Here is a 20379-nt window from a genome sequence, read left to right as displayed (position 1 = left end):
ATTTTTTATAACGGTAAAGTGAATCTAGCGACTTTGCCTGAAGTATACCCAGAAAGGTCGACAGGTTCACTCGCAAATGTCATTGTAACCCCTTCCGGTGCGCCCAAAATCACTTTAAATGGTGCTTTTCCGGTAAGTTCTACATCCTGACCTGGTTTATGGGTGCCGCTCACCAGCGTTTTGCCATTGGTATCTTTCACCTGAATCCAGCAGTCTGCTTTAAATGTCATAGTGAGAAGGCTCATTCCCTCCGGCACGATGATAGCTGGCTCTTCAACGACCTCAGCCTCTTCAATCACTGCTACAGGCTCTTCAATATCTGTACTTGCCAGTTGATCACTAGGCAATAAGTCCGTTTCTTCAGCAGAACTTAACTCTTCATCTGCTGCTACAGGCTGTTCAGCGGAAACTGTAATATCAGCGGGAGCGCTTGCGATTAATTCATCGGCACTCATCTGATCTATGTCCGCCAACTCTTGTGCGCTAGGCTCTGGCCCTTCTACACTGGAATCCGTCACAACCTGAGTCAGGCTATTATCTTGTTGGTTCTGCCACCACCAGGCAGCAGAGATCCCGGTAATCACGATGGCGATAACCCAGGTCAGGAACATAATGCGGCTGTTGTGCTTTTCATGCTTAGTTTTGCGAGAAAAGCTCTGCATTTCGATTTCTTGATCTTTCGGCTGGATATCGGCGGTTTGCTCTAGTGCTGTTAACACTACTTTTTCATCAAGACCAACCACTTTGGCATACGAGCGCAAGTAACCACGAGTAAAGGTCGCTACTTGTTGTGATTCAAATCGATTGTTTTCAATATCTTCAATAACAGAAACGCGAAGTCTCAGGCGATCAGCAACTTGCTTTTGTGTCATTCCTAAAGATTCGCGTTTGTTTTTCAATAGTGTGCCCGCTTCAATGGAAAGCGGTACTTCATTCGTGTTTTCGTGTTCTGTCATAATGATGGTTTTTAGTCTGTTTTAGTGGCTAACACTGTTATTTATTTTCGTTATTTTTCTTAAGACTCACTTAAAGATAGCCAGCCTAATCGTGTTAACCAAAGTAATAATTTTAAGAAATTCTCTGAGCTTTGAATGTGAATACTCGCCCTGCCGATATCTGCAAAACGTATGAGAGAATAAGCCGAGATTTCCCGATGCTGTCGTAAATGCTATACAACATGATAAGACAATGTATAACAAAGACAAAAACTCTTTCCACTCAAACTAACAGATTGCTCAAGCTTTTGTCCAAACTTTGACACTGTAATTGGAAATTATACGCAATTCCACTCTAAGCACAGGGTTATGATGCGAAACAACCTTCAGTAACCGCCTCAGCATCGTTATTTTCCCACTATTAATGTAGTTGAAAAAACTATGCATCACCTATCATGACAGCTATTTGCTTATCGCAATCTCTCTAAACAAAATAGCCAGAGCAAAAGGCTCTGGCTATTTTAAAATTCACACAACTTATACTGCTTTGACTTCAATGGTATCCGCGCCACGTGCCGCTTTTAACGCAGCGGTACGCTTGGTACGGTCAATAACGTCACCAACAAGCTGACCACATGCCGCATCGATATCGTCACCACGAGTCTTACGAATGGTAACAGTATGCTCGTACTGCATCAGAGTCTTTTGGAAGCGGTCAATACGAGAGTTGCTTGGCTTCTTATATGGTGAACCTGGGTACGGGTTAAACGGAATCAAGTTGATCTTACATGGAGTGTCTTTCATCAGTTCAGCAAGCTCACGCGCGTGGTCCATGTCGTCATTGACATGATCAAGCAATACGTATTCTACCGTCACTTTGCCACGGTTTGCGTTAGACGAAGCGATGTAACGACGCACAGAGGCTAAGAAATCTTGAATATCCCAACGATCGTTGATTGGCATGATTTCACTGCGCAACTTATCGTTCGGCGCGTGAAGAGAGATTGCCAATGCAACATCAATTTTACCTGTCATCTGATCAAGACCAGATACAACACCAGATGTCGATACCGTCACACGGCGCTTAGATAAACCGAAGCCTAAGTCATCCAACATGATTTCCAGCGCAGGGATCAAGTTCTTCATGTTCAGAAGAGGCTCGCCCATGCCCATCATTACCACGTTGGTAATTGGACGACGTCCTGTTTCCTTCTCAAGGCCAACTTCACGTGCAGCACGCCACACCTGACCAATGATTTCAGACACTTTAAGGTTACGGTTAAAGCCTTGTTGAGCCGTTGAACAGAACTTACATTCCAGTGCACAACCAACCTGAGAAGACACACACAATGTAGCGCGATCATCTTCAGGGATGTAAACCGTTTCTACGTCTTGATCGCCAACCTTCATCGCCCATTTAATAGTGCCATCAGAAGAGTGTTGCGCTTCAGCTACAGTCGGTGCTTTGATTTCACACTTGTGCTGCAGTTTTTCACGTAGTTTCTTGTTGATGTTCGTCATGTTGTCGAAGTCATCAACACCGAAATGGTAGATCCACTTCATAACCTGATCAGCACGAAACGCTTTCTCGCCTAGTTCTTCCGCGAAAAATTGACGCATGCCTTTGCGATCAAAGTCGAGTAGATTAATTTTTTCAGTAGTCATGTTGCCTCTCAATGACTGAAACAAGAATAAGGGCGCGAATTGTACAGCCTTTATGCAGCTACAACAAGGGGTCTAAAACCCTGAGTTTGCTAAGGCATTAAAATTATTCTGATTAAAATTTAAACAATTTTACTGTTAGAGCGAGTCTTCCTTCATAAACTAAAAAGCCCCGGAATTATCCGAGGCTTACTATCTTTACGAGCACAGGTTAATCCAAGATTAACGTGGGCAAATCTCCGATTCAGGGAAGAAGAACTCAATCTCACGAGCCGCCGACTCAGGGCTATCAGAGCCATGTACTGAGTTGTGGCGCATGCTTAGCGCGTAATCACAACGAAGTGTGCCAGCAGCCGCTTCTTCAGGGTTAGTTTTACCCATCAGTTCACGGTAACGTGCAATTGCATTTTCACCTTCTAGAACCTGAACCATAATAGGGCCAGAGGTCATAAACTCTTTTAGAGGAGGGAAAAATTCTTTGCCTTCATGTTCTGCGTAAAAACCGCTCGCCTGCTCTTCAGTCAGATGAACCATCTTTGCAGCCACAATACGCAGACCCGCTTTTTCAATACGATTGTAGATTTCACCGATTAGATTTCGTTCCACAGCGTCAGGCTTAACAATTGAAAACGTTCTTTCTAGAGCCATAAAGTTTCCTTTTTTGTACTTGTAATAATAGTTTTATATAAAAGTGACTGATTAATGCGGCACCGGTAAGCCCAATGCCGCACATTAATTACTTGTCAGCTTGCTCGTTAAGAAGGCGAGCCAGAGTGCGAACACCCATACCAGTTGCACCAGCAGCCCATTTTTCAGACGCTGATTTGCGGTACGTACCCGCACAGTCAAAGTGCAGCCAGCCTTTCTTGTAATCTTCAACAAAGTAAGACAGGAATGCCGCAGCGGTACTTGCGCCAGGTGAGTAATCACCAGAGCTAATGTTTGATAAATCCGCGAAGTTTGATGGCAGCATGCCACGGTGGAAATCAGCCAGAGGCAGTGGCCATAAGCCTTCTTTCTCTTGATTTGCCGCCGTCAGAGCTTGATGAGACAGCTCGTCATCGAAACTCATTAGCGCGTGGTAATCATTACCCAGTGCGTTTTTCGCCGCGCCAGTCAATGTTGCGCAGTCAATAATGAGTTCAGGGTTCTGCTCGCTTGCGTAGATGAGACCATCTGCCAATACCAAACGACCTTCCGCATCGGTATTCATGATCTCAACGGTTTTACCATTTTTGTAGGTAATGATGTCACCCAGTTTAAGGGCACGACCTGATACCATGTTTTCCGCACAGCAAAGGATCAGTTTCACACGTTTATTCAAACCACGCAGAATCGCGAGGCCTAAACCACCGGTGATGGTACCGGAGCCGCCCATATCCGCTTTCATTGCGCTCATAAAGTTAGATGGCTTCAGGCTGTAGCCGCCCGAATCAAAAGTGATGCCTTTACCAACTAAACATGCGAATACTGGTGCGTTTTCATCGCCAGTTGGGTTGTAGTCCAACTGTAGCATTGCAGAAGTGCGCTCAGAGCCACGGCCAACGGCATAAATACCTTCCCAACCTTCTGCTAGAAGATCTTTGTCTTTAACGATACGTGCCGTAACGGTGCCTTCTGGCGCGACAGATTTAATAAATTCCGCCGCCATGGTCGCAAGTTGACGAGGTGCAACCTCTTCGGCTGTTTTGTTGATGATATCGCGAGTGAAATCAGTAGCGGTAATACGCCCCTGAAGCTCAGCTTGATCGTCTTCAGATAAAGCAACCCACTCTAGAGAGCCGTGTTTTTTCGGGTTACGGTAGCCTTGATGGAAAGCCCAGATACTCTCCAGATCCCAGTTGTCACCAGAAAGTAGAATCGAATGAATTCCCTGACCATCGAGCTGACGAGCTGCGCGTTGAATTGCACCAAGATCATGGCCTTCACCTAAATGAATAGTCGCGCCAGTCTCGGCGAACGAAAGCAGGGCCTTTTCACCCCAATGTGGAGCTGCAGAATCTTGGCTTAAAAATACAGACATCTGTGTAGACATGGTTTCTCCTTGTCTTATAACGGCGTTGCCTACGCCGCTTGTTTTTTAGTAACTCACGGATGTTAGCATTATGTAGGGCAAAAATGTCAAAATGATAAAAAAACGGACCGAAGGGTCCGCTTTTTTTAGTAAAAATTGTTAACTCGGCTGCGTTTTACCGCCGAATTGAGCATCAGTCAGCTTCATCCATCCAGCACATAATAACGGCTTCCAGAATCTTTTCGTTGCAATGGTTTGGGTCATCCTCAAACTCATCCAGCTCCATGATCCATTGATGAAGGTCGGTAAAACGTACGGTTTGTGGGTCCACATCTGGAAACTTGTCACAAAGCTCAATCGCGATATCGCGAGAATCTGTCCATTTCATGCTCATCTTCCTTTTCTTTCCCTTATAACTTAAGGGATAGTTTTTAGTGATCTTCTGACGCGTGGTTTAGCGTGTATTTAGGAATCTCTACAACTAAGTCTTCATCCGCAATTCTCGCCTGGCAACCAAGACGAGATTCAGGCTCAAGACCCCATGCTTTATCTAGCATGTCATCTTCTAGCTCTTCACTCTCTTCAAGAGAATCAAAACCTTCACGAATGATCACGTGGCAAGTGGTACAAGCACAGGATTTTTCACACGCGTGTTCAATACCGATACCATTCTTTAACGCTACGTCTAGAACCGTTTCACCAGTATTAGCTTCCAGCACAGCACCCTCTGGGCACAAATCTTCGTGTGGTAATACAATAATCTTAGGCATAACTACTTATCTCTTATATATCGTCTACTGATTGACCTGACAACGCAGCTCGAATCGATTTATCCATACGACGCGATGCAAAGTCTTGGCTCGCTTTATCGGTATCTTTAATGCCCTGCTCTATCGCATCAGCACTATCACCATTGCGCAGCTCAATCAGTGCTTCAATGGCTTTTATTAGATCTTGTTTCTCTTGCTCTGATAGTAGTTCATCACCATCAGCTTGCATTGCAGCGATCAGACCTTCAATAACGCGGTCAGCTTCGACGCGCTGCTCTGCTAACGCACGTGCTTGCATGTCTTCTTTCGCATGACTCATTGAGTCTCGCAACATGTTAGCCACTTCTGTGTCGCTCAAGCCGTATGAAGGCTTCACTTGAATTTCAGATTGCACACCAGTGCTCTTTTCCATTGCCGTAACAGAAAGAAGGCCATCGGCGTCGACTTGGTAGGTTACACGAATGTGCGCCGCACCTGCCGCCATTGGTGGAATCCCTTTAAGCGAGAAACGAGCCAGTGAACGACAATCATCAACCATTTCACGCTCACCTTGCACAACATGCACACTCATTGCCGTTTGACCGTCTTTGAATGTGGTAAATTCTTGTGCGCGTGCAACAGGAATCGTGGTGTTGCGAGGAATGATTTTTTCAACCAAACCGCCCATGGTTTCAATGCCCAATGACAATGGAATCACGTCCAGCAGCAGCATTTCAGAATCTGGCTTGTTACCTGCCAAAATATCCGCTTGGATACCTGCGCCAATTGCGACTACTTCATCCGGGTTAATGCTTGTCAGAGGTGTACGGCCAAAGAATTCGCCAACCATATCGCGAACCAATAGGGTACGAGTTGAACCACCAACCATGACTACTTCAAGTACTTCGTCGGCATCAACGTCAGCATCTTTCAGTGCACGGCGGCAAGACATCAGTGTCTTCTTCACTAGCGGACGGATCAGCTCTTCGAACTGCTCACGAGTCACTGTGCCTTTCCAGCCAAATACATCAACTTCTACGCTGTCTTGCTCGGAAAATGCAATTTTAGTTGCGGTTGCGATGTTCAGCAGTGTGCGGTTTTTCTCTGCAGAAAGAGGCGCTTCAAGACCAGCTTGCTCCATTAGGAAGTCAGCAAACAGATGGTCAAAGTCATCACCGCCTAGCGCTGAATCACCACCAGTTGCCAATACTTCAAAGACACCTTTAGACAGACGCAGGATAGAGATATCAAAGGTACCACCACCCAAATCGTAAACCGCAATCACGCCTTCCTGACCCGAGTCGAGACCGTAGGCGATTGCCGCTGCGGTTGGTTCGTTAAGAAGACGAAGAACGTGCAGACCAGCCAATTTAGCGGCATCTTTGGTACCCGCGCGCTGCGCATCATCAAAGTATGCTGGCACTGTGATCACCACACCAGCAAGCTCACCGCCTAATGATTCTTCAGCACGTTTACCAAGAACTTTTAGGATATCAGCAGAGACTTCAATCGGGTTTTTATCACCTTGAGGCGTTTGTAGAACTGGTAGACCGTTATCGCTCTCTTTAAACTGGTAAGGTAACGACGGGTAACGAGATTGAATGTCTTTCAATGAACGGCCGATTAAACGTTTTACCGAGATAATGGTATTTTCTGGTTCAAACTCTGCCTTCGATTTTGCGTCATCACCTACGATGGTCGCTTCTGCTGAGTAGTTCACCACGGACGGCAGAATGCTGCGGCCCTGCTCATCCTGTAAAGTCGTTGCATCGCCACTGCGCACGGAAGCAACCAATGAGTTGGTCGTGCCTAAGTCGATACCTGCAGCTAACTTATGCTCATGAGGTGCCGAGCTTTGGCCCGGTTCTGCGATTTGAAGTAGTGCCATGATTGGTCCTTGTCACACTAACTAGCCGAGGAGTCTCTCTTCAGCCAGCTCAATTTCGTTCTTTAGTTTGGCAATGAATTTCAGCTTACGGACGCGGTCTGCGGCTTCTGCCCAAAGACCGTCATTGAGCTCTTGCTCGACGCTTGCCAAATGCTGTTTGTACATTTTGCTGACCTTAGAATCGAAGTCAAAGAGCGCTGATTCAGGATCAGAGCCGCCAGCAATATCTTCCAGTTCTTCACGCAGTTCCATTTGCTCCATTAAGAACATAGGATCTTGCATGGTTTGTTGTTCGCCACGAATTTCCGTACCCTGCTCAGCCAAGATGTACTCCGCTCGAGAGATTGGGTTTTTCAGGACTTGGTACGCATCGTTAATCTGCGCCGCTTTTTGCACGGCCATCAAGCGATCACGCTCAGACGCAGTAGCAAAGTTATCCGGGTGGAAACGTTTTTGTAGTTCTCGGAACTGAGAAGAAAGAAGGCTACCATCCAGCTTAAACTGACTTGGTAGCCCAAATAATTCAAAGTGATTCATTAAGTTCGGGTCCTAGTAAAGCCTTCCGGACTCGTTTGCCCAGAAGGACAATCAATTAGACGTTGAAGCTTTCACCACAACCACATTCACTTTTCGCGTTAGGGTTGTTGAACTCAAAACCTTCATTCAACCCTTCTTTCACGTAATCCAATTCGGTACCGTCTAGGTACACTAAGCTCTTTTTGTCGATGATGATCTTTACCCCTGAGAGGTCAAATACTTCATCTTCTTCAGCATTAAGCTCGTCAACAAACTCAAGCACATACGCCATACCGGAACAACCAGTCGTCTTCACTCCAAGACGTAAACCGATACCCTTACCTCGGTTATCCAGGAATGCTTTTACGCGACTTGCCGCTGTTTCTGTCATTGTGATGGCCATACTGCACCTTAGTCTGTCTAAATTTCGATTGGAATGGGAGCGTTAAAGGCTCCCATTATATTACGGAATAATTATTGTTGGTGTTTTTTCTTGTAGTCTGCAACCGCTGCTTTGATTGCATCTTCAGCAAGAATTGAACAGTGAACTTTCACAGGTGGAAGTTCTAGCTCTTCTGCAATTTCAGAGTTTTTGATTGCAGCTGCTTCATCAACAGACTTACCTTTAACCCATTCAGTTACTAGTGAGCTTGATGCGATTGCACTACCACAACCGTATGTTTTGAACTTCGCATCTTCAATGATACCTTCTGGTGTCACTTTGATTTGCAGTTTCATCACGTCACCACAAGCTGGAGCGCCAACCATGCCGCTACCTACTGATGGGTCTTCTTTGTCAAATGAACCAACGTTACGTGGGTTCTCGTAGTGATCAATTACTTTTTCGCTGTATGCCATGATAAATTACCTCGAATCCTCTATCTATCCCTGAGATTAATGGTGAGCCCATTCAACTGTGCTCAAATCAACCCCTTCCTTGTACATATCCCATAGAGGAGACATGTCGCGTAGCTTAGTCACTGCAACGCGGATCTGTTCAATTGCGTAATCAATTTCTTCTTCCGTCGTGAAACGACCGAATGAGAAACGAACCGAGCTGTGAGCCAATTCGTCGTCCATGCCCAGGGCACGTAGAACGTAAGATGGCTCTAGACTCGCAGAAGTACAAGCACTACCAGAAGATACCGCTAGATCTTTTAGCGACATAAGCAGTGATTCACCTTCTACGAAAGCAAAACTGATGTTCAGGTTTTGTGGTACGCGTTGCTCTAGGTCGCCGTTCACTGTCACAGCTTCTAGATCTTTCACACCATTCAGAAGACGGTTGCGAAGTGCAAGTGCGTGATCGTAGTCTTTCTGCATTTCTTCTTTTGCAATGCGGAAAGCTTCACCCATACCAACAATTTGGTGAGTCGCAAGTGTACCAGAGCGGAAACCACGCTCGTGACCACCACCGTGCATTTGCGCTTCAAGGCGAATACGTGGCTTACGACGTACGTAAAGCGCACCAATACCTTTAGGGCCGTAAATCTTGTGAGCTGATAGTGAAATCAAATCAACTTTCATTTCTTGAACGTCGATTGGCAATTTACCAGCAGATTGAGCCGCATCGACGTGGAATACGATTTTACGCTCACGACATAGCTCACCAATAGTTGTGATGTCTTGAATAACGCCGATTTCGTTGTTCACGTGCATGATAGAAACCAGTACGGTGTCATCACGCATTGCTGCTTTAAGTTTTTCTAGATCGATTAGGCCGTTTGATTCTGGCTCTAGGTAAGTCACTTCAAAACCTTCGCGCTCTAGTTGACGACATGGGTCAAGAACGGCTTTGTGTTCTGTTTTACAAGTGATTACGTGCTTACCCTTTTTAGAGTAAAAGTGAGCTGCACCTTTGATTGCAAGGTTGTCAGACTCAGTCGCACCAGATGTGAATACGATTTCGCGTGGATCTGCATTTAGAAGGTCAGCAATTTGCTCACGAGCAGTATCCACTGCTTCTTCTGCCTGCCAGCCGTAACGGTGCGAACGAGACGCTGGGTTGCCAAATGTGCCATCCATTGTCATGTACTGAACCATTTTTTCAGCAACACGTGGATCAACTGGACATGTAGCGGAATAATCAAGATAAATCGGCAGTTTCATTCTCTACTCCAATGTAAAATGCTGACCGCTAAGAGCGGACGTTGATACCGATGGGCGCGGTAGTTGTATTTTTGTTGGAAAGCCCATTAGTCACCGCCAGATCAATATCCTGACGATCAGAAATTTCTAGTACTTCGTTGTCTTTCATCAACTCGCCGAGCGTGATGTTATTCAAGAAGTCACTGATACGAGAGCTTAAGTCACGCCAAAGTGTATGAGTAAGGCAACGAGTACCGCCTTGGCAGTCTCCTTTACCTTGGCATTTAGTTGCATCGACTGACTCATCTACAGCTGCAATCACAGTACCAATTGCGATGTCGTTTGCGTCAGTACCAAGTCGATAACCACCACCAGGACCGCGAACACTGGCAACAAGGCCCGCTTTACGCAATTTCGAAAACAGCTGCTCTAAGTAAGAGAGCGAGATCCCCTGACGTTCTGAAATATCAGCAAGAGGTACAGGGTTTTGTTGCGAATGCAGTGCCACATCCAGCATGGCTGTCACCGCATATCTTCCTTTAGATGTAAGTTTCATACCACACCGTATCCACATGGTTTGTAATGATTATGATTTTTCCATACCTGAGTGTTTTAGTCAAGTATTTATCTGACCATTTTACTCAGGTATTTACCCTTACACTAAAGGTGGCTATTTTTTACTCAGCGCTTCTTCTCTATTGAGGTCAAGATGCCTCGAAGAATATTAAGCTCTTGAGCTTCAGGTCGAGCTCGATTGAACAAGCGACGCAGTTTATTCATCACCTGCCCCGGCTGTTCTTTACTAATAAACTGGGTTTCCACGATCACCTTTTCAAGGTGTTCAAAGAACATTTCTAGTTCTTTATGGCGTGGGTACTCTTCTTGCTCAACCGGAGAAAACTGACTTTTTTCCAGATTAAGATGAGCAACGCGAACTTCATAGCTGAGGGTTTGCACCGCCATAGCTAAGTTCAAGGAACTGTATTCCGGATTAGCTGGAATGCAAACATGATAGTGACATTTCTGTAACTCTTCGTTGGTCAAGCCTGTTCTCTCACGCCCAAATACCAGCGCTACTGGGTGCTTTTGACCTTCAACAGCGAACATCTCACCACACTCTCGCGGCTCCAACATTGGCCACTCTAAGGTACGTGAGCGCGCACTTGATCCTACGACCAGTCCACAATCCTGAACGGCTTCATCCAGCGAGCTAACAATCGTCGCATTTTGAGCGATATCACCGGCTCCGGCCGCTAACGCCAAAGCTTGTTCATCCACTTCACATTGCGGATCAACCAATACAAGCTGGCTTAACCCCATGACTTTCATTGCACGGGCTGCAGAGCCAATATTGCCTGAATGAGAGGTACCTACGAGTACGATTTTTACTTGATCCAACATCTGTGTTTGCTACCTAATTAAAAACCGCAGGATATTAACATAATTTTTTAACACACCCTAGGGCGAAGCCGTGCCCTATTCGCATTCTCGTTAATTGATGTCGTATACCAAACAATAACAACTCTTCCTTGTTGCTTTTTAGCGCAAAAAATAACCACTTCCTTTTTCGTTTATCTTTGGTATACTCGCCGCCGCTTTTATTCGTTCTTTAACATCCGTTGGGAAATTCGTATGCATCCAATGCTAAACATTGCTATTCGCGCTGCGCGAAAGGCAGGCAATCATATTGCTAAATCATTAGAAAACACAGATAAAGTAGAATCTACACTTAAAGGCACTAATGACTTTGTCACTAACGTAGACAAAGAAGCAGAATACATCATCATCGATACAATCAAGCAGTCTTACCCTGAGCACTGTATCGTTGCTGAAGAACAAGGTCTTATCGAAGGTAAAGATAAAGACGTACAATGGATCATCGACCCACTGGATGGCACTAATAACTTTGTAAAAGGTTACCCACACTTCGCTGTTTCTATTGCAGTTCGTATCAAAGGCAAAACTGAAGTTGCTTGTGTATACGATCCAATGCAAAACGAGCTATTCACGGCTCAACGTGGTGCTGGTGCACAGCTAAACAGCGCACGTATCCGTGTTACTCCGCTAAAAGACCTTCAAGGTACTGTTTTAGCAACTGGTTTCCCATTCAAGCAGAAGCAACACTCTGAGTCTTTCATCAAGATCATCGGCTCTCTATTCACTGAGTGTTCTGATTTCCGTCGTAGCGGCTCTGCTGCACTTGACCTATGTTACGTGGCTGCTGGCCGTGTTGATGGTTACTTCGAGCTAGGTCTAAAACCTTGGGATATGGCTGCTGGTGAGCTTATTGCTCGTGAAGCTGGTGCAATCCTAACTGACTTCTCTGGCGGTACTGACTACATGAAGTCTGGCAACATTGTTGCTTCTAGCGCTCGTGGCGTGAAATCTATCCTTAAGCACATTCGCGAAAACGGTAACAGCGCGATCCTTAAGTAATAGATTTTGAAGTCATACTAGCCCGTCACGCTGATGACTTTGAATAGCCCTGCTCTTTGAGCGGGGCTTTTTTATATCTGAATATCACTATTTAGGGCTGGCCATCTAAAAGCTTCCCCAATAGTTTTTCCTTTAAGTATAAAAAAACCGCTGATTGCTCAGCGGTTTTTAAACTTCGATTCTTAATCTGCCTTATGGCATTTCGTCGAACTCTGCACCTTCTTTTTCTACTTGAGGTGGCATTAAGTGCTCTTTCTGGATGCCCAGTTTTAGCGCTAGTGCCGATGCAACGTAGATAGAAGAATAAGTACCTACCGTGATACCAAGTAGCAATGCGGTTGCGAAGCCGTGAATCATAGCGCCGCCCTGAACGAACAGTGCGATAACTACGAACAACGTAGTACCAGAAGTAATCAATGTACGGCTCAATGTTTGGGTGATGGAAGCGTCCATGATGTCAGCTGGTTCACCCTTACGCATTTTGCGGAAGTTCTCACGAATACGGTCAAATACAACAATGGTATCGTTGAGCGAGTAACCGACAACCGTTAGTAGTGCTGCAACGATAGTCAGGTCAACCTCGATTTGCATGAACGAGAACACACCAAGCGTAATAATGATATCGTGCGCCAGTGCCAATACCGCACCCGCCGCAAGACGCCATTCAAAACGCATTGATACGTAGATCAGAATACAGATCAACGACACAAGTATTGCCAGACCACCAGCTTCTGTTAGCTCATCACCAACGTTTGGACCGACGAACTCAATTCGGCGCATCTCTACGCTTTCACCAGTACCATCTTTGATTGCACCAATGATTTGGTTACCCAGTGTTTCACCAGATACATCATCACGAGGACGAAGACGAACCATCACATCGCGTGCACTACCAAAGTTCTGTACTGTTGCGTCACCGAAACCTTGTGCATCCAAAGCCGTACGGATTTTTTCCAGATTAGCTGGCTTTTCAAAACCAACTTCAATCAGCGTACCGCCTGTGAAGTCCAGACCCCAGTTCAGCCATTTGGTTGACAACGTGAAGATAGAAGCAGCAATCATAAAGATTGAGAATACGAAGGCTACTTTCGACCAACGCATAAAGCCGATCGTCTTCTCTGCTTTTAGAATTTGAAACATATTAATTCCCAGCCTTAGATCGACAGTTTATCAACGCGTTTGCCACCATACAGTAGGTTCACGATACAACGTGTACCAATGATAGCGGTGAACATTGAAGTTAAGATACCGATGGATAGTGTTACCGCGAAACCTTTCACTGCACCTGTACCGACGGCAAACAAGATGATTGCAGTGATAAGTGTCGTGATGTTCGCATCGGCAATGGTACTGAACGCGTTCGCGTAACCTTGGTGAATCGCTTGCTGCGGATTGCGGCCATCGCGAATCTCTTCCCGGATACGTTCAAAGATCAGCACGTTTGCATCGACAGCCATACCAACGGTTAATACGATACCGGCGATACCTGGCAGCGTCATCGTTGCACCTGGAATCATCGACATCACACCGATAATTAGGACTAAGTTCGCCATCAGTGCGATGTTGGCAATCAGACCAAAACCACGGTAGTAAAGCAGAGTAAATAGCATTACCGCTACCATACCCCAGATACATGCCTGAATACCCATATCGATGTTTTGCTGACCCATTGATGGACCAATGGTGCGCTCTTCAACGATAGAAATAGGTGCGATTAGAGCACCTGCACGCAGTAGTAGCGCAAGGTTGTGAGCTTCTGCCGCAGAGTCGATACCGGTAATACGGAAGTTACGACCAAGCGCAGACTGAATCGTCGCTTGGTTGATGACTTCTTCGTGCTTAGTCAGGATCACTTTGCCTTCAGGCGTCTTACGGCCGCTATCTTTGTACTCAGCAAACACGGTAGCCATCAGCTTACCGATGTTCTTTTTCGAGAACGCAGACATCTTGTTACCACCTTCGCTGTCTAGCGAGATGTTAACTTGAGGACGACCATATTCATCAACACTTGAGCTTGCATCCGTGATGCTTGAACCACCCAGGATAACACGCTTTTTCAATACAACAGGACGACCATCGCGATCTTGTTTGATTTCGCTGCCAGCTGGCGCACGACCATTGGCTGCCGCTGATAAATCAGCTTTATCATCAACTTCGCGGAATTCCAGTGTTGCTGTCGCACCCAAGATTTCTTTCGCACGAGCGGTATCCTGAACACCAGGAAGCTCAACCACGATACGGCTTGCACCTTGACGTTGAACAAGTGGCTCCGCAACACCGAGTTCGTTTACACGGTTACGTAGAATAGTAATGTTTTGTTCTACTGCGTAGTTACGAATCTCTTGTAGACGTTGCTCGGTGAAAGTAGCGACAAGTGCAAAACGACCATTAGAATCAGAATCGACAAAGTTCATGTCAGGGTGATTCTTTTCTAATGTACTTTTCGCTTCAGCCAATTGCTCTTCATTACGAAGTAGTACTTCAACTGATTCATTTCCTGAAGGGCGAATAGCACGGTAACGAATCTTGGCATCGCGAAGTTCGCTACGAAACGCTTCTTCTTGCTGACCAACCAGTTTTTCCATAGCGGCATCCATATCCACTTCCATTAAGAAGTGAACACCACCACGCAGGTCAAGACCCAGTTTCAGTGGAGACGCGCCAATCGCTTCTAACCAGTCTGGAGTAGAAGGAGCAAGGTTAAGTGCAACAATTTTGTCTTTGTCAAGCGCTTCGCTGATGACATCACGGGCACTAATCTGAGTATCAGTGTCGGTAAAACGGACAAGAATTGATCCATTCTCTAGAGCAATGGATTTATGAGAGAGTTGCTCTTTATCAAGAGCAGTAGTGACAGCATCCAGCGTTGACATATCTACAGAGGCGCCACGCGCCCCTGTAACTTGAATAGCCGGATCTTCACCGTAGATATTTGGAAGTGCATATAATGCAGCGGTAATGATGGCAAAAAACACCATCAAATACTTCCATAATGGGTAACGGTTTAGCACAGCGAGGACCCTTTAGCTGTTTTATAGAGACTTAAGCGTACCTTTAGGCAGCACTGCAGTTACGAAGTCTTTTTTGATTACAACTTCATTGTTTGCATTAAGCTCGATTGAAATGAAATCATTGTCTTCAGCAATCTTAGTAATTTTACCTACTAGACCACCGCTTGTTAGGACTTCGTCACCTTTGCCCATTGAAGACATTAGGTTCTTGTGTTCTTTTACACGCTTGCTTTGTGGGCGGTAAATCATGAAGTAAAAGATCACTGCGAACATGCCAAGCATGATTAGCATTTCAAAACCGCCGCCTGCTGGTGCGCCTTCTGCTGCTGCGTGAGCCTGAGAAATAAACATTAATACATCCTCATTATATTTTATTGATAATCCAACAAATTGGGCTTTCGCAGTTAAGATTCAAGTCTGAATGTGACTAATAGAGATCACTCTCTCAAAAATAACGTGCGTTAGCCTACTTTATTAGCAAAAGCCTTTGGCGACATGCCAAAGGCTTTAATTCTTTTAAGCTTTGCTTAGTGGTGGAACTTCGCGGTCACGACGAGCGTAAAACTCTTCAACGAACTCTTCGAAACGATCTTCATCAATCGCCTTACGAATACTTTCCATCAAGCGCTGGTAGTAGCGCAGGTTGTGAATGGTATTCAGACGAGCACCCAGAATTTCATTACAACGCTCTAGGTGGTGAAGATACGACTTGCTGTAGTTTTGACAAGTGTAACAGTCACAGTGCGGATCTAGCGGTGTTGTATCCGTTTTATGTTTCGCATTACGGATCTTGATCACACCACCAGTCACAAACAGGTGACCATTACGCGCGTTACGCGTTGGCATTACACAGTCAAACATGTCGATACCGCGGCGTACACCTTCTACTAAATCTTCTGGTTTGCCAACACCCATTAAGTAACGAGGTTTGTCTTCTGGCAATTGTGGGCAGGTATGCTCAAGAATACGGTGCATGTCTTCTTTCGGCTCACCAACAGCAAGACCACCAACTGCATAACCATCAAAACCGATTTCTGTTAAGCCTTTTACAGAAACATCGCGCAAGTCTTCGTAAACACCACCCTGAACAATACCGAACAGGTTATTTGGGTTTTCTAGCTTATCGAAGTGGTCGCGTGAACGTTGAGCCCAACGAAGTGACATTTCCATCGATTTTTTCGCTTCGTCGTGTGTCGCTGGGTATGGCGTACACTCATCGAAGATCATCACGATATCAGAACCCAGGTCTTTTTGGATTTCCATCGACTTTTCTGCGTCCATGAAAATCTTGTCACCGTTTACGGGGTTACGAAAATGCACACCTTGTTCAGTGATGGTACGCATTTTACCCAAGCTGAATACCTGGAAACCGCCTGAATCAGTAAGAATAGGGCCATGCCAGTTCATGAAATCATGCAGGTCACCGTGCATTTTCATTACTTCTTGACCAGGACGTAGCCATAGGTGGAATGTGTTACCTAGCAGAATTTCTGCGCCTGTACCTTTTACTTCTTCAGGCGTCATACCTTTAACGGTACCGTATGTACCTACTGGCATAAACGCTGGAGTTTGCACAGTGCCACGTTCGAAAGTCAATTGACCACGACGAGCAGTGCCGTTTTTCTTTTTAAGATCGAATTTTAATTTCACGATGCCTCCGGATGTCAGAGAAACAGTCTGACGATATTTTCGGGGTAATCCCCACTAAGGAGCGGTCGCCTTTCCTTGCGAGAGACAAAGCCGATGTTCTGCTTTATTTCCTAGCCTACTGCTAGCACTCGTAAATCTATTTTTAACTACGCAGTTTTCTTCTTGATGAACATTGAGTCACCGTATGAGAAAAAGCGATATTTATTTTCTACCGCATGCTTATAGGCATTCATGGTGTTGTCATAGCCTGCAAACGCACTCACCAACATGATCAAGGTTGATTCTGGTAGGTGGAAGTTAGTGATCAGACAATCTACCAGCTGGTATTCGTAACCTGGGTAGATAAAGATCTCGGTATCACCAAAGAACGGAACCAATTCGGTACCCTTTTTCAGCGCATCTTGCGCCGCACTCTCTAGCGAGCGAACTGAAGTCGTACCCACTGCAATGATGCGACCGCCACGAGCCTTAGTTGCATGAATCGCATCCACAACTTCTTGTGGTACTTCTACATACTCGGCATGCATGTGGTGATCATTGATATTGTCGACTTTAACTGGCTGGAACGTACCAGCACCGACATGCAAGGTAACATACGCAAACTCGGCACCTTTTGCTTTGATTTTGTCTAAAAGCACATCATCAAAGTGTAGACCTGCTGTTGGCGCAGCTACTGCACCCGGCTTTTGGTTATAAACCGTTTGGTAGCGTTCTTTATCGGCGTCTTCATCTGGGCGGTCGATGTACGGTGGAAGCGGCATGTGGCCGATTTCTTCCAGAATCTCCAGAACCGTCTTATCAGAGTTAAACTTCAGCTCAAATAGTGCGTCGTGACGAGCCACCATTTCAGCAGCATATTCATCGTTCTCGCCAACAATAATGGTTGTGCCTGGCTTTGGTGACTTTGAGCAGCGAACATGCGCTAAGATGCTCTTTTCATCCAGCATACGCTCCACCAGCACCTCTAGCTTACCGCCAGACTCTTTACGGCCAAACATACGTGCAGGAATAACACGGGTATTATTGAAAACCACTAGGTCACCCGGTTGAACTTGATCCAACACATCGGTAAATGTGCCATCAACAATCTCACCAGTATTGCCGTCCATTTGTAGTAGTCGGCTGGCAGTACGCTCCGGCTGTGGGTAGCGAGCGATGAGTTCATCTGGAAGGTCGAAATGGAAATCTGATACTTGCATGTTACTTGTCTTATATATTGGTCAAATCACGTCTAATACGACGATAAAATTGCGACGAGTTTTTCGCAGCAGACTAGTATATGGTTAGATGCTGCAATAGCAAGTGAATCCCCAGAATATCGCTGTAAAAGCTGCCTTAAAGAGTGTAATAAACAGTGAAATTAGAAGGTATGCAGGCAATAAAAAAGCAGCGTTCATCGCTGCTTTTCTATTGAAGCTTGAAGAACAAGCTTTAGGTGTTTTGTTGTCTACGCCATGCTAGCAGTCCCAACAAGGATAAGAAGCCAAAGTTGAGACTACCACCGCCGTCACTCGTGTCTCTGAAGTTACAATTATTGGTCGCAATACCGTCGTTACAGTCATCGGTATTACCGTCTTCGATATCAGTAATAAACTCAGGTTCAATAATGTAACGGCTTGGTGGGCCATCAGCCGTAATGTATGACTGCACCCAGTCATAATACTGACTGACTTTGGTATAAAAGCTCGGAATAGTCAGTGAGCCACAGGTCGGCAAAATCAACGGCGCACCGCTCACAATGCCAATTTGTTTTCCAGTTGTAATATCCACAAGCGGACCGCCGCTATCCCCTTTACACGCCGAATTTCCATATTGAGTGCGGCTCTCCTCTTCCAGAACAGTGTTGAAAGTGGGCAGCGTACAGATTTTTGTAACGTTTTTGCGGGAGTTAATTGTCCCAGGGAAGCTGCTGCCAATTTCCAAACGTTCATAGCATTTATCCATTGGCAAAAAGCCAATCGCCGTCTTTTTCAATGTTATTGAAGCTTCATCTGCCATTGGCTTTGTCGCCCCCCAGCCAAAAACTTGCACATTAGCGGTTCGCTGATTGGTTTCATAGTTGTCGTTCCAATCCGCAGTAAGCCGAGCTTCTATGTCGACCATATCTTCTTTGGTCGCGAGGTTCGCAAAGGTGGCGTTGTTAACGGGGCGAGTCAGATACAACAACGCAATATCGCTGTCTAATGCGGTCTGAATAGGTTTGGCGTCACCGTCACTGTCTATTTCAGCTTTCGCTATACGAGTGTATTTGGGATGCACGACTACGTGAGAAACCGAGTAATAGTTATCGATACTGGTGTCGTTTAGATCATAGACCTTCGCGGTAACGGCGAGTTCTCCTGGTTGAGTAACGTAGTAGCTCGCTTCGTCGGCTCCCTCCCCTATCACCACGCAGTGCGCTGCAGTCAACACCCATTGCTCGGTTAACAGGGTGCCACCACAAATCGGAAACTCAGCCATATTGCTGGCTCGAATTGACACTCGATCAGCCGGATTGGTTTCCTCTTGCCCCAGAATAATGGCATGCGCCGATTGCACACTTAGTGCAGTAGCCACTATCGCTAATAGTTTTTTGTACATAGTCGTCTTCAATTTAGTAAGCCTGAGCTTATCTTCTTCGACAGACCTAACAGGGAACATCGGACAAATAAAAATGTGCGATTCAATTCATTGGATTACATTTTCCGCACATTCAATATCAGGTAGAAATGCAAACTCGGTCGCACAGAAATCAACCAACGGCAAGTGACAAAATTATAGATAATTCATTCATTGCTTAGCCAAAATATGATGTTATTTCATCGTTCTATTTAATTGATAAAAAACGGGGTGGCTCTCAGATATACAGCAAAATATTCTCTATATTTAAGTAAGGACAATGCTGCTGGAGGTTTCTATGATCAAGGTTGAAGACATGATGACTCGCCACCCTCATACCCTGTCGAAAGCGCATACCTTGCGTGACGCAAAAGAGATGATGGAGGCGCTTGATATTCGACACATTCCGGTTGTTGATGCCAATACACATTTACAAGGCTTGGTAACTCAACGCGATATTCTTGCGGCTCAAGAATCTAGTTTACACCCGGATCAGGCTGAACAATCTTTTACCCTCGATACGCCTCTCGAAAAAATGATGCACACCAATATCATGACTGCTGAACCGCGTGCCGGTTTAAAAGAGAGTGCCATCTATATGCAAAAGCACAAAGTTGGCTGTTTACCTGTTGTGAATAAAGGGCAATTAGTCGGCATTATCACAGACAGTGATTTTGTGACCATTGCAATTAATTTGCTCGAACTTCAAGAAGAAGTTGAACCAGAAGAAATCGAGCCAGACGAAGAAACACAATAACACCTGCATTGTGTCTAAGTTGGTTTGGTTGGGGCTGAGAATCGATCCGCTCATAAGATAAAAAAAGAGCGGCAA

At 45.5% G+C, this 20379-nt stretch carries 21 protein-coding genes; 2 read left to right on the top strand and 19 right to left on the bottom strand.

What is annotated here, in order from left to right; genetic code table 11:
* Positions 1–5: 5 nt before the first annotated feature.
* The 13 genes from rodZ to trmJ all read right to left on the bottom strand — a co-directional run bounded on the left by rodZ (position 6) and on the right by trmJ (position 11253).
* Complete coding sequence (rodZ, locus tag VEJY3_RS02845; RefSeq protein ID WP_014230939.1) at positions 6–956, bottom strand: cytoskeleton protein RodZ; 951 nt, start codon at positions 954–956, stop codon at positions 6–8.
* A gap of 516 nt (positions 957–1472) precedes the next feature.
* Positions 1473–2600 carry a bifunctional tRNA (adenosine(37)-C2)-methyltransferase TrmG/ribosomal RNA large subunit methyltransferase RlmN gene (locus VEJY3_RS02840; RefSeq protein ID WP_014230938.1) on the bottom strand — a complete coding sequence of 376 codons (1128 nt, stop codon included), beginning with the start codon at positions 2598–2600 and terminating at the stop codon, positions 1473–1475.
* A 219-nt stretch (positions 2601–2819) separates the two neighbouring features.
* Entirely contained in the window at positions 2820–3245 is a 426-nt protein-coding gene (ndk, locus tag VEJY3_RS02835; protein WP_014230937.1) for a nucleoside-diphosphate kinase, read from the bottom strand.
* An 88-nt stretch (positions 3246–3333) separates the two neighbouring features.
* The gene (gene pepB, locus VEJY3_RS02830; RefSeq protein ID WP_014230936.1) at positions 3334–4632 is read right to left on the bottom strand and encodes an aminopeptidase PepB; all 1299 of its coding nucleotides are present in this window, start codon (positions 4630–4632) and stop codon (positions 3334–3336) included.
* A 172-nt stretch (positions 4633–4804) separates the two neighbouring features.
* Positions 4805–4999 carry a Fe-S cluster assembly protein IscX gene (iscX, locus tag VEJY3_RS02825; protein WP_005391546.1) on the bottom strand — a complete coding sequence of 65 codons (195 nt, stop codon included), beginning with the start codon at positions 4997–4999 and terminating at the stop codon, positions 4805–4807.
* Between the two features lie 43 nt (positions 5000–5042).
* Positions 5043–5381, bottom strand: a complete 339-nt coding sequence (gene fdx, locus VEJY3_RS02820) for an ISC system 2Fe-2S type ferredoxin (protein ID WP_014230934.1) — start codon at positions 5379–5381, stop codon at positions 5043–5045.
* A 13-nt stretch (positions 5382–5394) separates the two neighbouring features.
* Positions 5395–7248 carry a Fe-S protein assembly chaperone HscA gene (gene hscA / locus VEJY3_RS02815; RefSeq protein ID WP_014230933.1) on the bottom strand — a complete coding sequence of 618 codons (1854 nt, stop codon included), beginning with the start codon at positions 7246–7248 and terminating at the stop codon, positions 5395–5397.
* Between the two features lie 21 nt (positions 7249–7269).
* Positions 7270–7785, bottom strand: coding sequence for a co-chaperone HscB (gene hscB, locus VEJY3_RS02810; protein WP_014230932.1), 516 nt, complete (start codon positions 7783–7785; stop codon positions 7270–7272).
* A gap of 55 nt (positions 7786–7840) precedes the next feature.
* Positions 7841–8167, bottom strand: a complete 327-nt coding sequence (gene iscA / locus VEJY3_RS02805) for an iron-sulfur cluster assembly protein IscA (RefSeq protein WP_014230931.1) — start codon at positions 8165–8167, stop codon at positions 7841–7843.
* Positions 8168–8238: 71 nt separating this feature from the next.
* A complete protein-coding gene (iscU, locus tag VEJY3_RS02800; protein WP_014230930.1) occupies positions 8239–8622 on the bottom strand; it encodes a Fe-S cluster assembly scaffold IscU in 384 nt (127 codons plus the stop codon).
* 36 nt (positions 8623–8658) lie between these two features.
* Entirely contained in the window at positions 8659–9873 is a 1215-nt protein-coding gene (locus VEJY3_RS02795; RefSeq protein WP_014230929.1) for an IscS subfamily cysteine desulfurase, read from the bottom strand.
* A gap of 28 nt (positions 9874–9901) precedes the next feature.
* A complete protein-coding gene (gene iscR / locus VEJY3_RS02790) occupies positions 9902–10408 on the bottom strand; it encodes a Fe-S cluster assembly transcriptional regulator IscR (protein ID WP_014230928.1) in 507 nt (168 codons plus the stop codon).
* A gap of 125 nt (positions 10409–10533) precedes the next feature.
* Complete coding sequence (gene trmJ, locus VEJY3_RS02785; RefSeq protein ID WP_014230927.1) at positions 10534–11253, bottom strand: tRNA (cytosine(32)/uridine(32)-2'-O)-methyltransferase TrmJ; 720 nt, start codon at positions 11251–11253, stop codon at positions 10534–10536.
* Between the two features lie 231 nt (positions 11254–11484).
* Here trmJ and suhB point away from each other — a divergent pair, with 231 nt between their 5' ends.
* Positions 11485–12288, top strand: coding sequence for an inositol-1-monophosphatase (suhB, locus tag VEJY3_RS02780; RefSeq protein ID WP_014230926.1), 804 nt, complete (start codon positions 11485–11487; stop codon positions 12286–12288).
* A gap of 192 nt (positions 12289–12480) precedes the next feature.
* Here the strand turns inward: suhB and secF are convergent, their stop codons facing one another.
* The 6 genes from secF to VEJY3_RS02750 all read right to left on the bottom strand — a co-directional run bounded on the left by secF (position 12481) and on the right by VEJY3_RS02750 (position 19529).
* Complete coding sequence (gene secF, locus VEJY3_RS02775; RefSeq protein WP_014230925.1) at positions 12481–13428, bottom strand: protein translocase subunit SecF; 948 nt, start codon at positions 13426–13428, stop codon at positions 12481–12483.
* Positions 13429–13442: 14 nt separating this feature from the next.
* Entirely contained in the window at positions 13443–15299 is a 1857-nt protein-coding gene (gene secD / locus VEJY3_RS02770; RefSeq protein WP_014230924.1) for a protein translocase subunit SecD, read from the bottom strand.
* Positions 15300–15320: 21 nt separating this feature from the next.
* The gene (gene yajC, locus VEJY3_RS02765; protein WP_005424903.1) at positions 15321–15650 is read right to left on the bottom strand and encodes a preprotein translocase subunit YajC; all 330 of its coding nucleotides are present in this window, start codon (positions 15648–15650) and stop codon (positions 15321–15323) included.
* A 165-nt stretch (positions 15651–15815) separates the two neighbouring features.
* A complete protein-coding gene (gene tgt, locus VEJY3_RS02760) occupies positions 15816–16949 on the bottom strand; it encodes a tRNA guanosine(34) transglycosylase Tgt (RefSeq protein WP_014230923.1) in 1134 nt (377 codons plus the stop codon).
* Between the two features lie 146 nt (positions 16950–17095).
* Complete coding sequence (gene queA, locus VEJY3_RS02755) at positions 17096–18148, bottom strand: tRNA preQ1(34) S-adenosylmethionine ribosyltransferase-isomerase QueA (protein WP_014230922.1); 1053 nt, start codon at positions 18146–18148, stop codon at positions 17096–17098.
* A 232-nt stretch (positions 18149–18380) separates the two neighbouring features.
* Positions 18381–19529 (bottom strand): trypsin-like serine protease, encoded by a 1149-nt coding sequence (locus VEJY3_RS02750; RefSeq protein ID WP_014230921.1) that lies wholly within the window; start codon positions 19527–19529, stop codon positions 18381–18383.
* A 316-nt stretch (positions 19530–19845) separates the two neighbouring features.
* Between VEJY3_RS02750 and VEJY3_RS02745 the strand changes: the two genes are divergently transcribed.
* A complete protein-coding gene (locus tag VEJY3_RS02745) occupies positions 19846–20304 on the top strand; it encodes a CBS domain-containing protein (RefSeq protein ID WP_014230920.1) in 459 nt (152 codons plus the stop codon).
* Positions 20305–20379 lie beyond the last annotated feature (75 nt).

Source organism: Vibrio sp. EJY3 (assembly GCF_000241385.1).
Taxonomy (GTDB): Bacteria; Pseudomonadota; Gammaproteobacteria; order Enterobacterales; family Vibrionaceae; genus Vibrio; species Vibrio natriegens.
The sequence above is the reverse complement of the archived record's forward strand: the minus strand, read 5'-3'. Positions and strand labels throughout refer to the sequence as shown.

Bases quoted from the DNA above. Each gene is read 5' to 3' on its own strand.
- rodZ (WP_014230939.1), bottom strand. From the start codon at position 956: ATGACAGAACACGAAAACACGAATGAAGTACCGCTTTCCATTGAAGCG.
- VEJY3_RS02840 (WP_014230938.1), bottom strand. From the start codon at position 2,600: ATGACTACTGAAAAAATTAATCTACTCGACTTTGATCGCAAAGGCATG.
- ndk (WP_014230937.1), bottom strand. From the start codon at position 3,245: ATGGCTCTAGAAAGAACGTTTTCAATTGTTAAGCCTGACGCTGTGGAA.
- pepB (WP_014230936.1), bottom strand. From the start codon at position 4,632: ATGTCTACACAGATGTCTGTATTTTTAAGCCAAGATTCTGCAGCTCCA.
- iscX (WP_005391546.1), bottom strand. From the start codon at position 4,999: ATGAAATGGACAGATTCTCGCGATATCGCGATTGAGCTTTGTGACAAG.
- fdx (WP_014230934.1), bottom strand. From the start codon at position 5,381: ATGCCTAAGATTATTGTATTACCACACGAAGATTTGTGCCCAGAGGGT.
- hscA (WP_014230933.1), bottom strand. From the start codon at position 7,248: ATGGCACTACTTCAAATCGCAGAACCGGGCCAAAGCTCGGCACCTCAT.
- hscB (WP_014230932.1), bottom strand. From the start codon at position 7,785: ATGAATCACTTTGAATTATTTGGGCTACCAAGTCAGTTTAAGCTGGAT.
- iscA (WP_014230931.1), bottom strand. From the start codon at position 8,167: ATGGCCATCACAATGACAGAAACAGCGGCAAGTCGCGTAAAAGCATTC.
- iscU (WP_014230930.1), bottom strand. From the start codon at position 8,622: ATGGCATACAGCGAAAAAGTAATTGATCACTACGAGAACCCACGTAAC.
- VEJY3_RS02795 (WP_014230929.1), bottom strand. From the start codon at position 9,873: ATGAAACTGCCGATTTATCTTGATTATTCCGCTACATGTCCAGTTGAT.
- iscR (WP_014230928.1), bottom strand. From the start codon at position 10,408: ATGAAACTTACATCTAAAGGAAGATATGCGGTGACAGCCATGCTGGAT.
- trmJ (WP_014230927.1), bottom strand. From the start codon at position 11,253: ATGTTGGATCAAGTAAAAATCGTACTCGTAGGTACCTCTCATTCAGGC.
- suhB (WP_014230926.1), top strand. From the start codon at position 11,485: ATGCATCCAATGCTAAACATTGCTATTCGCGCTGCGCGAAAGGCAGGC.
- secF (WP_014230925.1), bottom strand. From the start codon at position 13,428: ATGTTTCAAATTCTAAAAGCAGAGAAGACGATCGGCTTTATGCGTTGG.
- yajC (WP_005424903.1), bottom strand. From the start codon at position 15,650: ATGTTTATTTCTCAGGCTCACGCAGCAGCAGAAGGCGCACCAGCAGGC.
- queA (WP_014230922.1), bottom strand. From the start codon at position 18,148: ATGCAAGTATCAGATTTCCATTTCGACCTTCCAGATGAACTCATCGCT.
- VEJY3_RS02750 (WP_014230921.1), bottom strand. From the start codon at position 19,529: ATGTACAAAAAACTATTAGCGATAGTGGCTACTGCACTAAGTGTGCAA.
- VEJY3_RS02745 (WP_014230920.1), top strand. From the start codon at position 19,846: ATGATCAAGGTTGAAGACATGATGACTCGCCACCCTCATACCCTGTCG.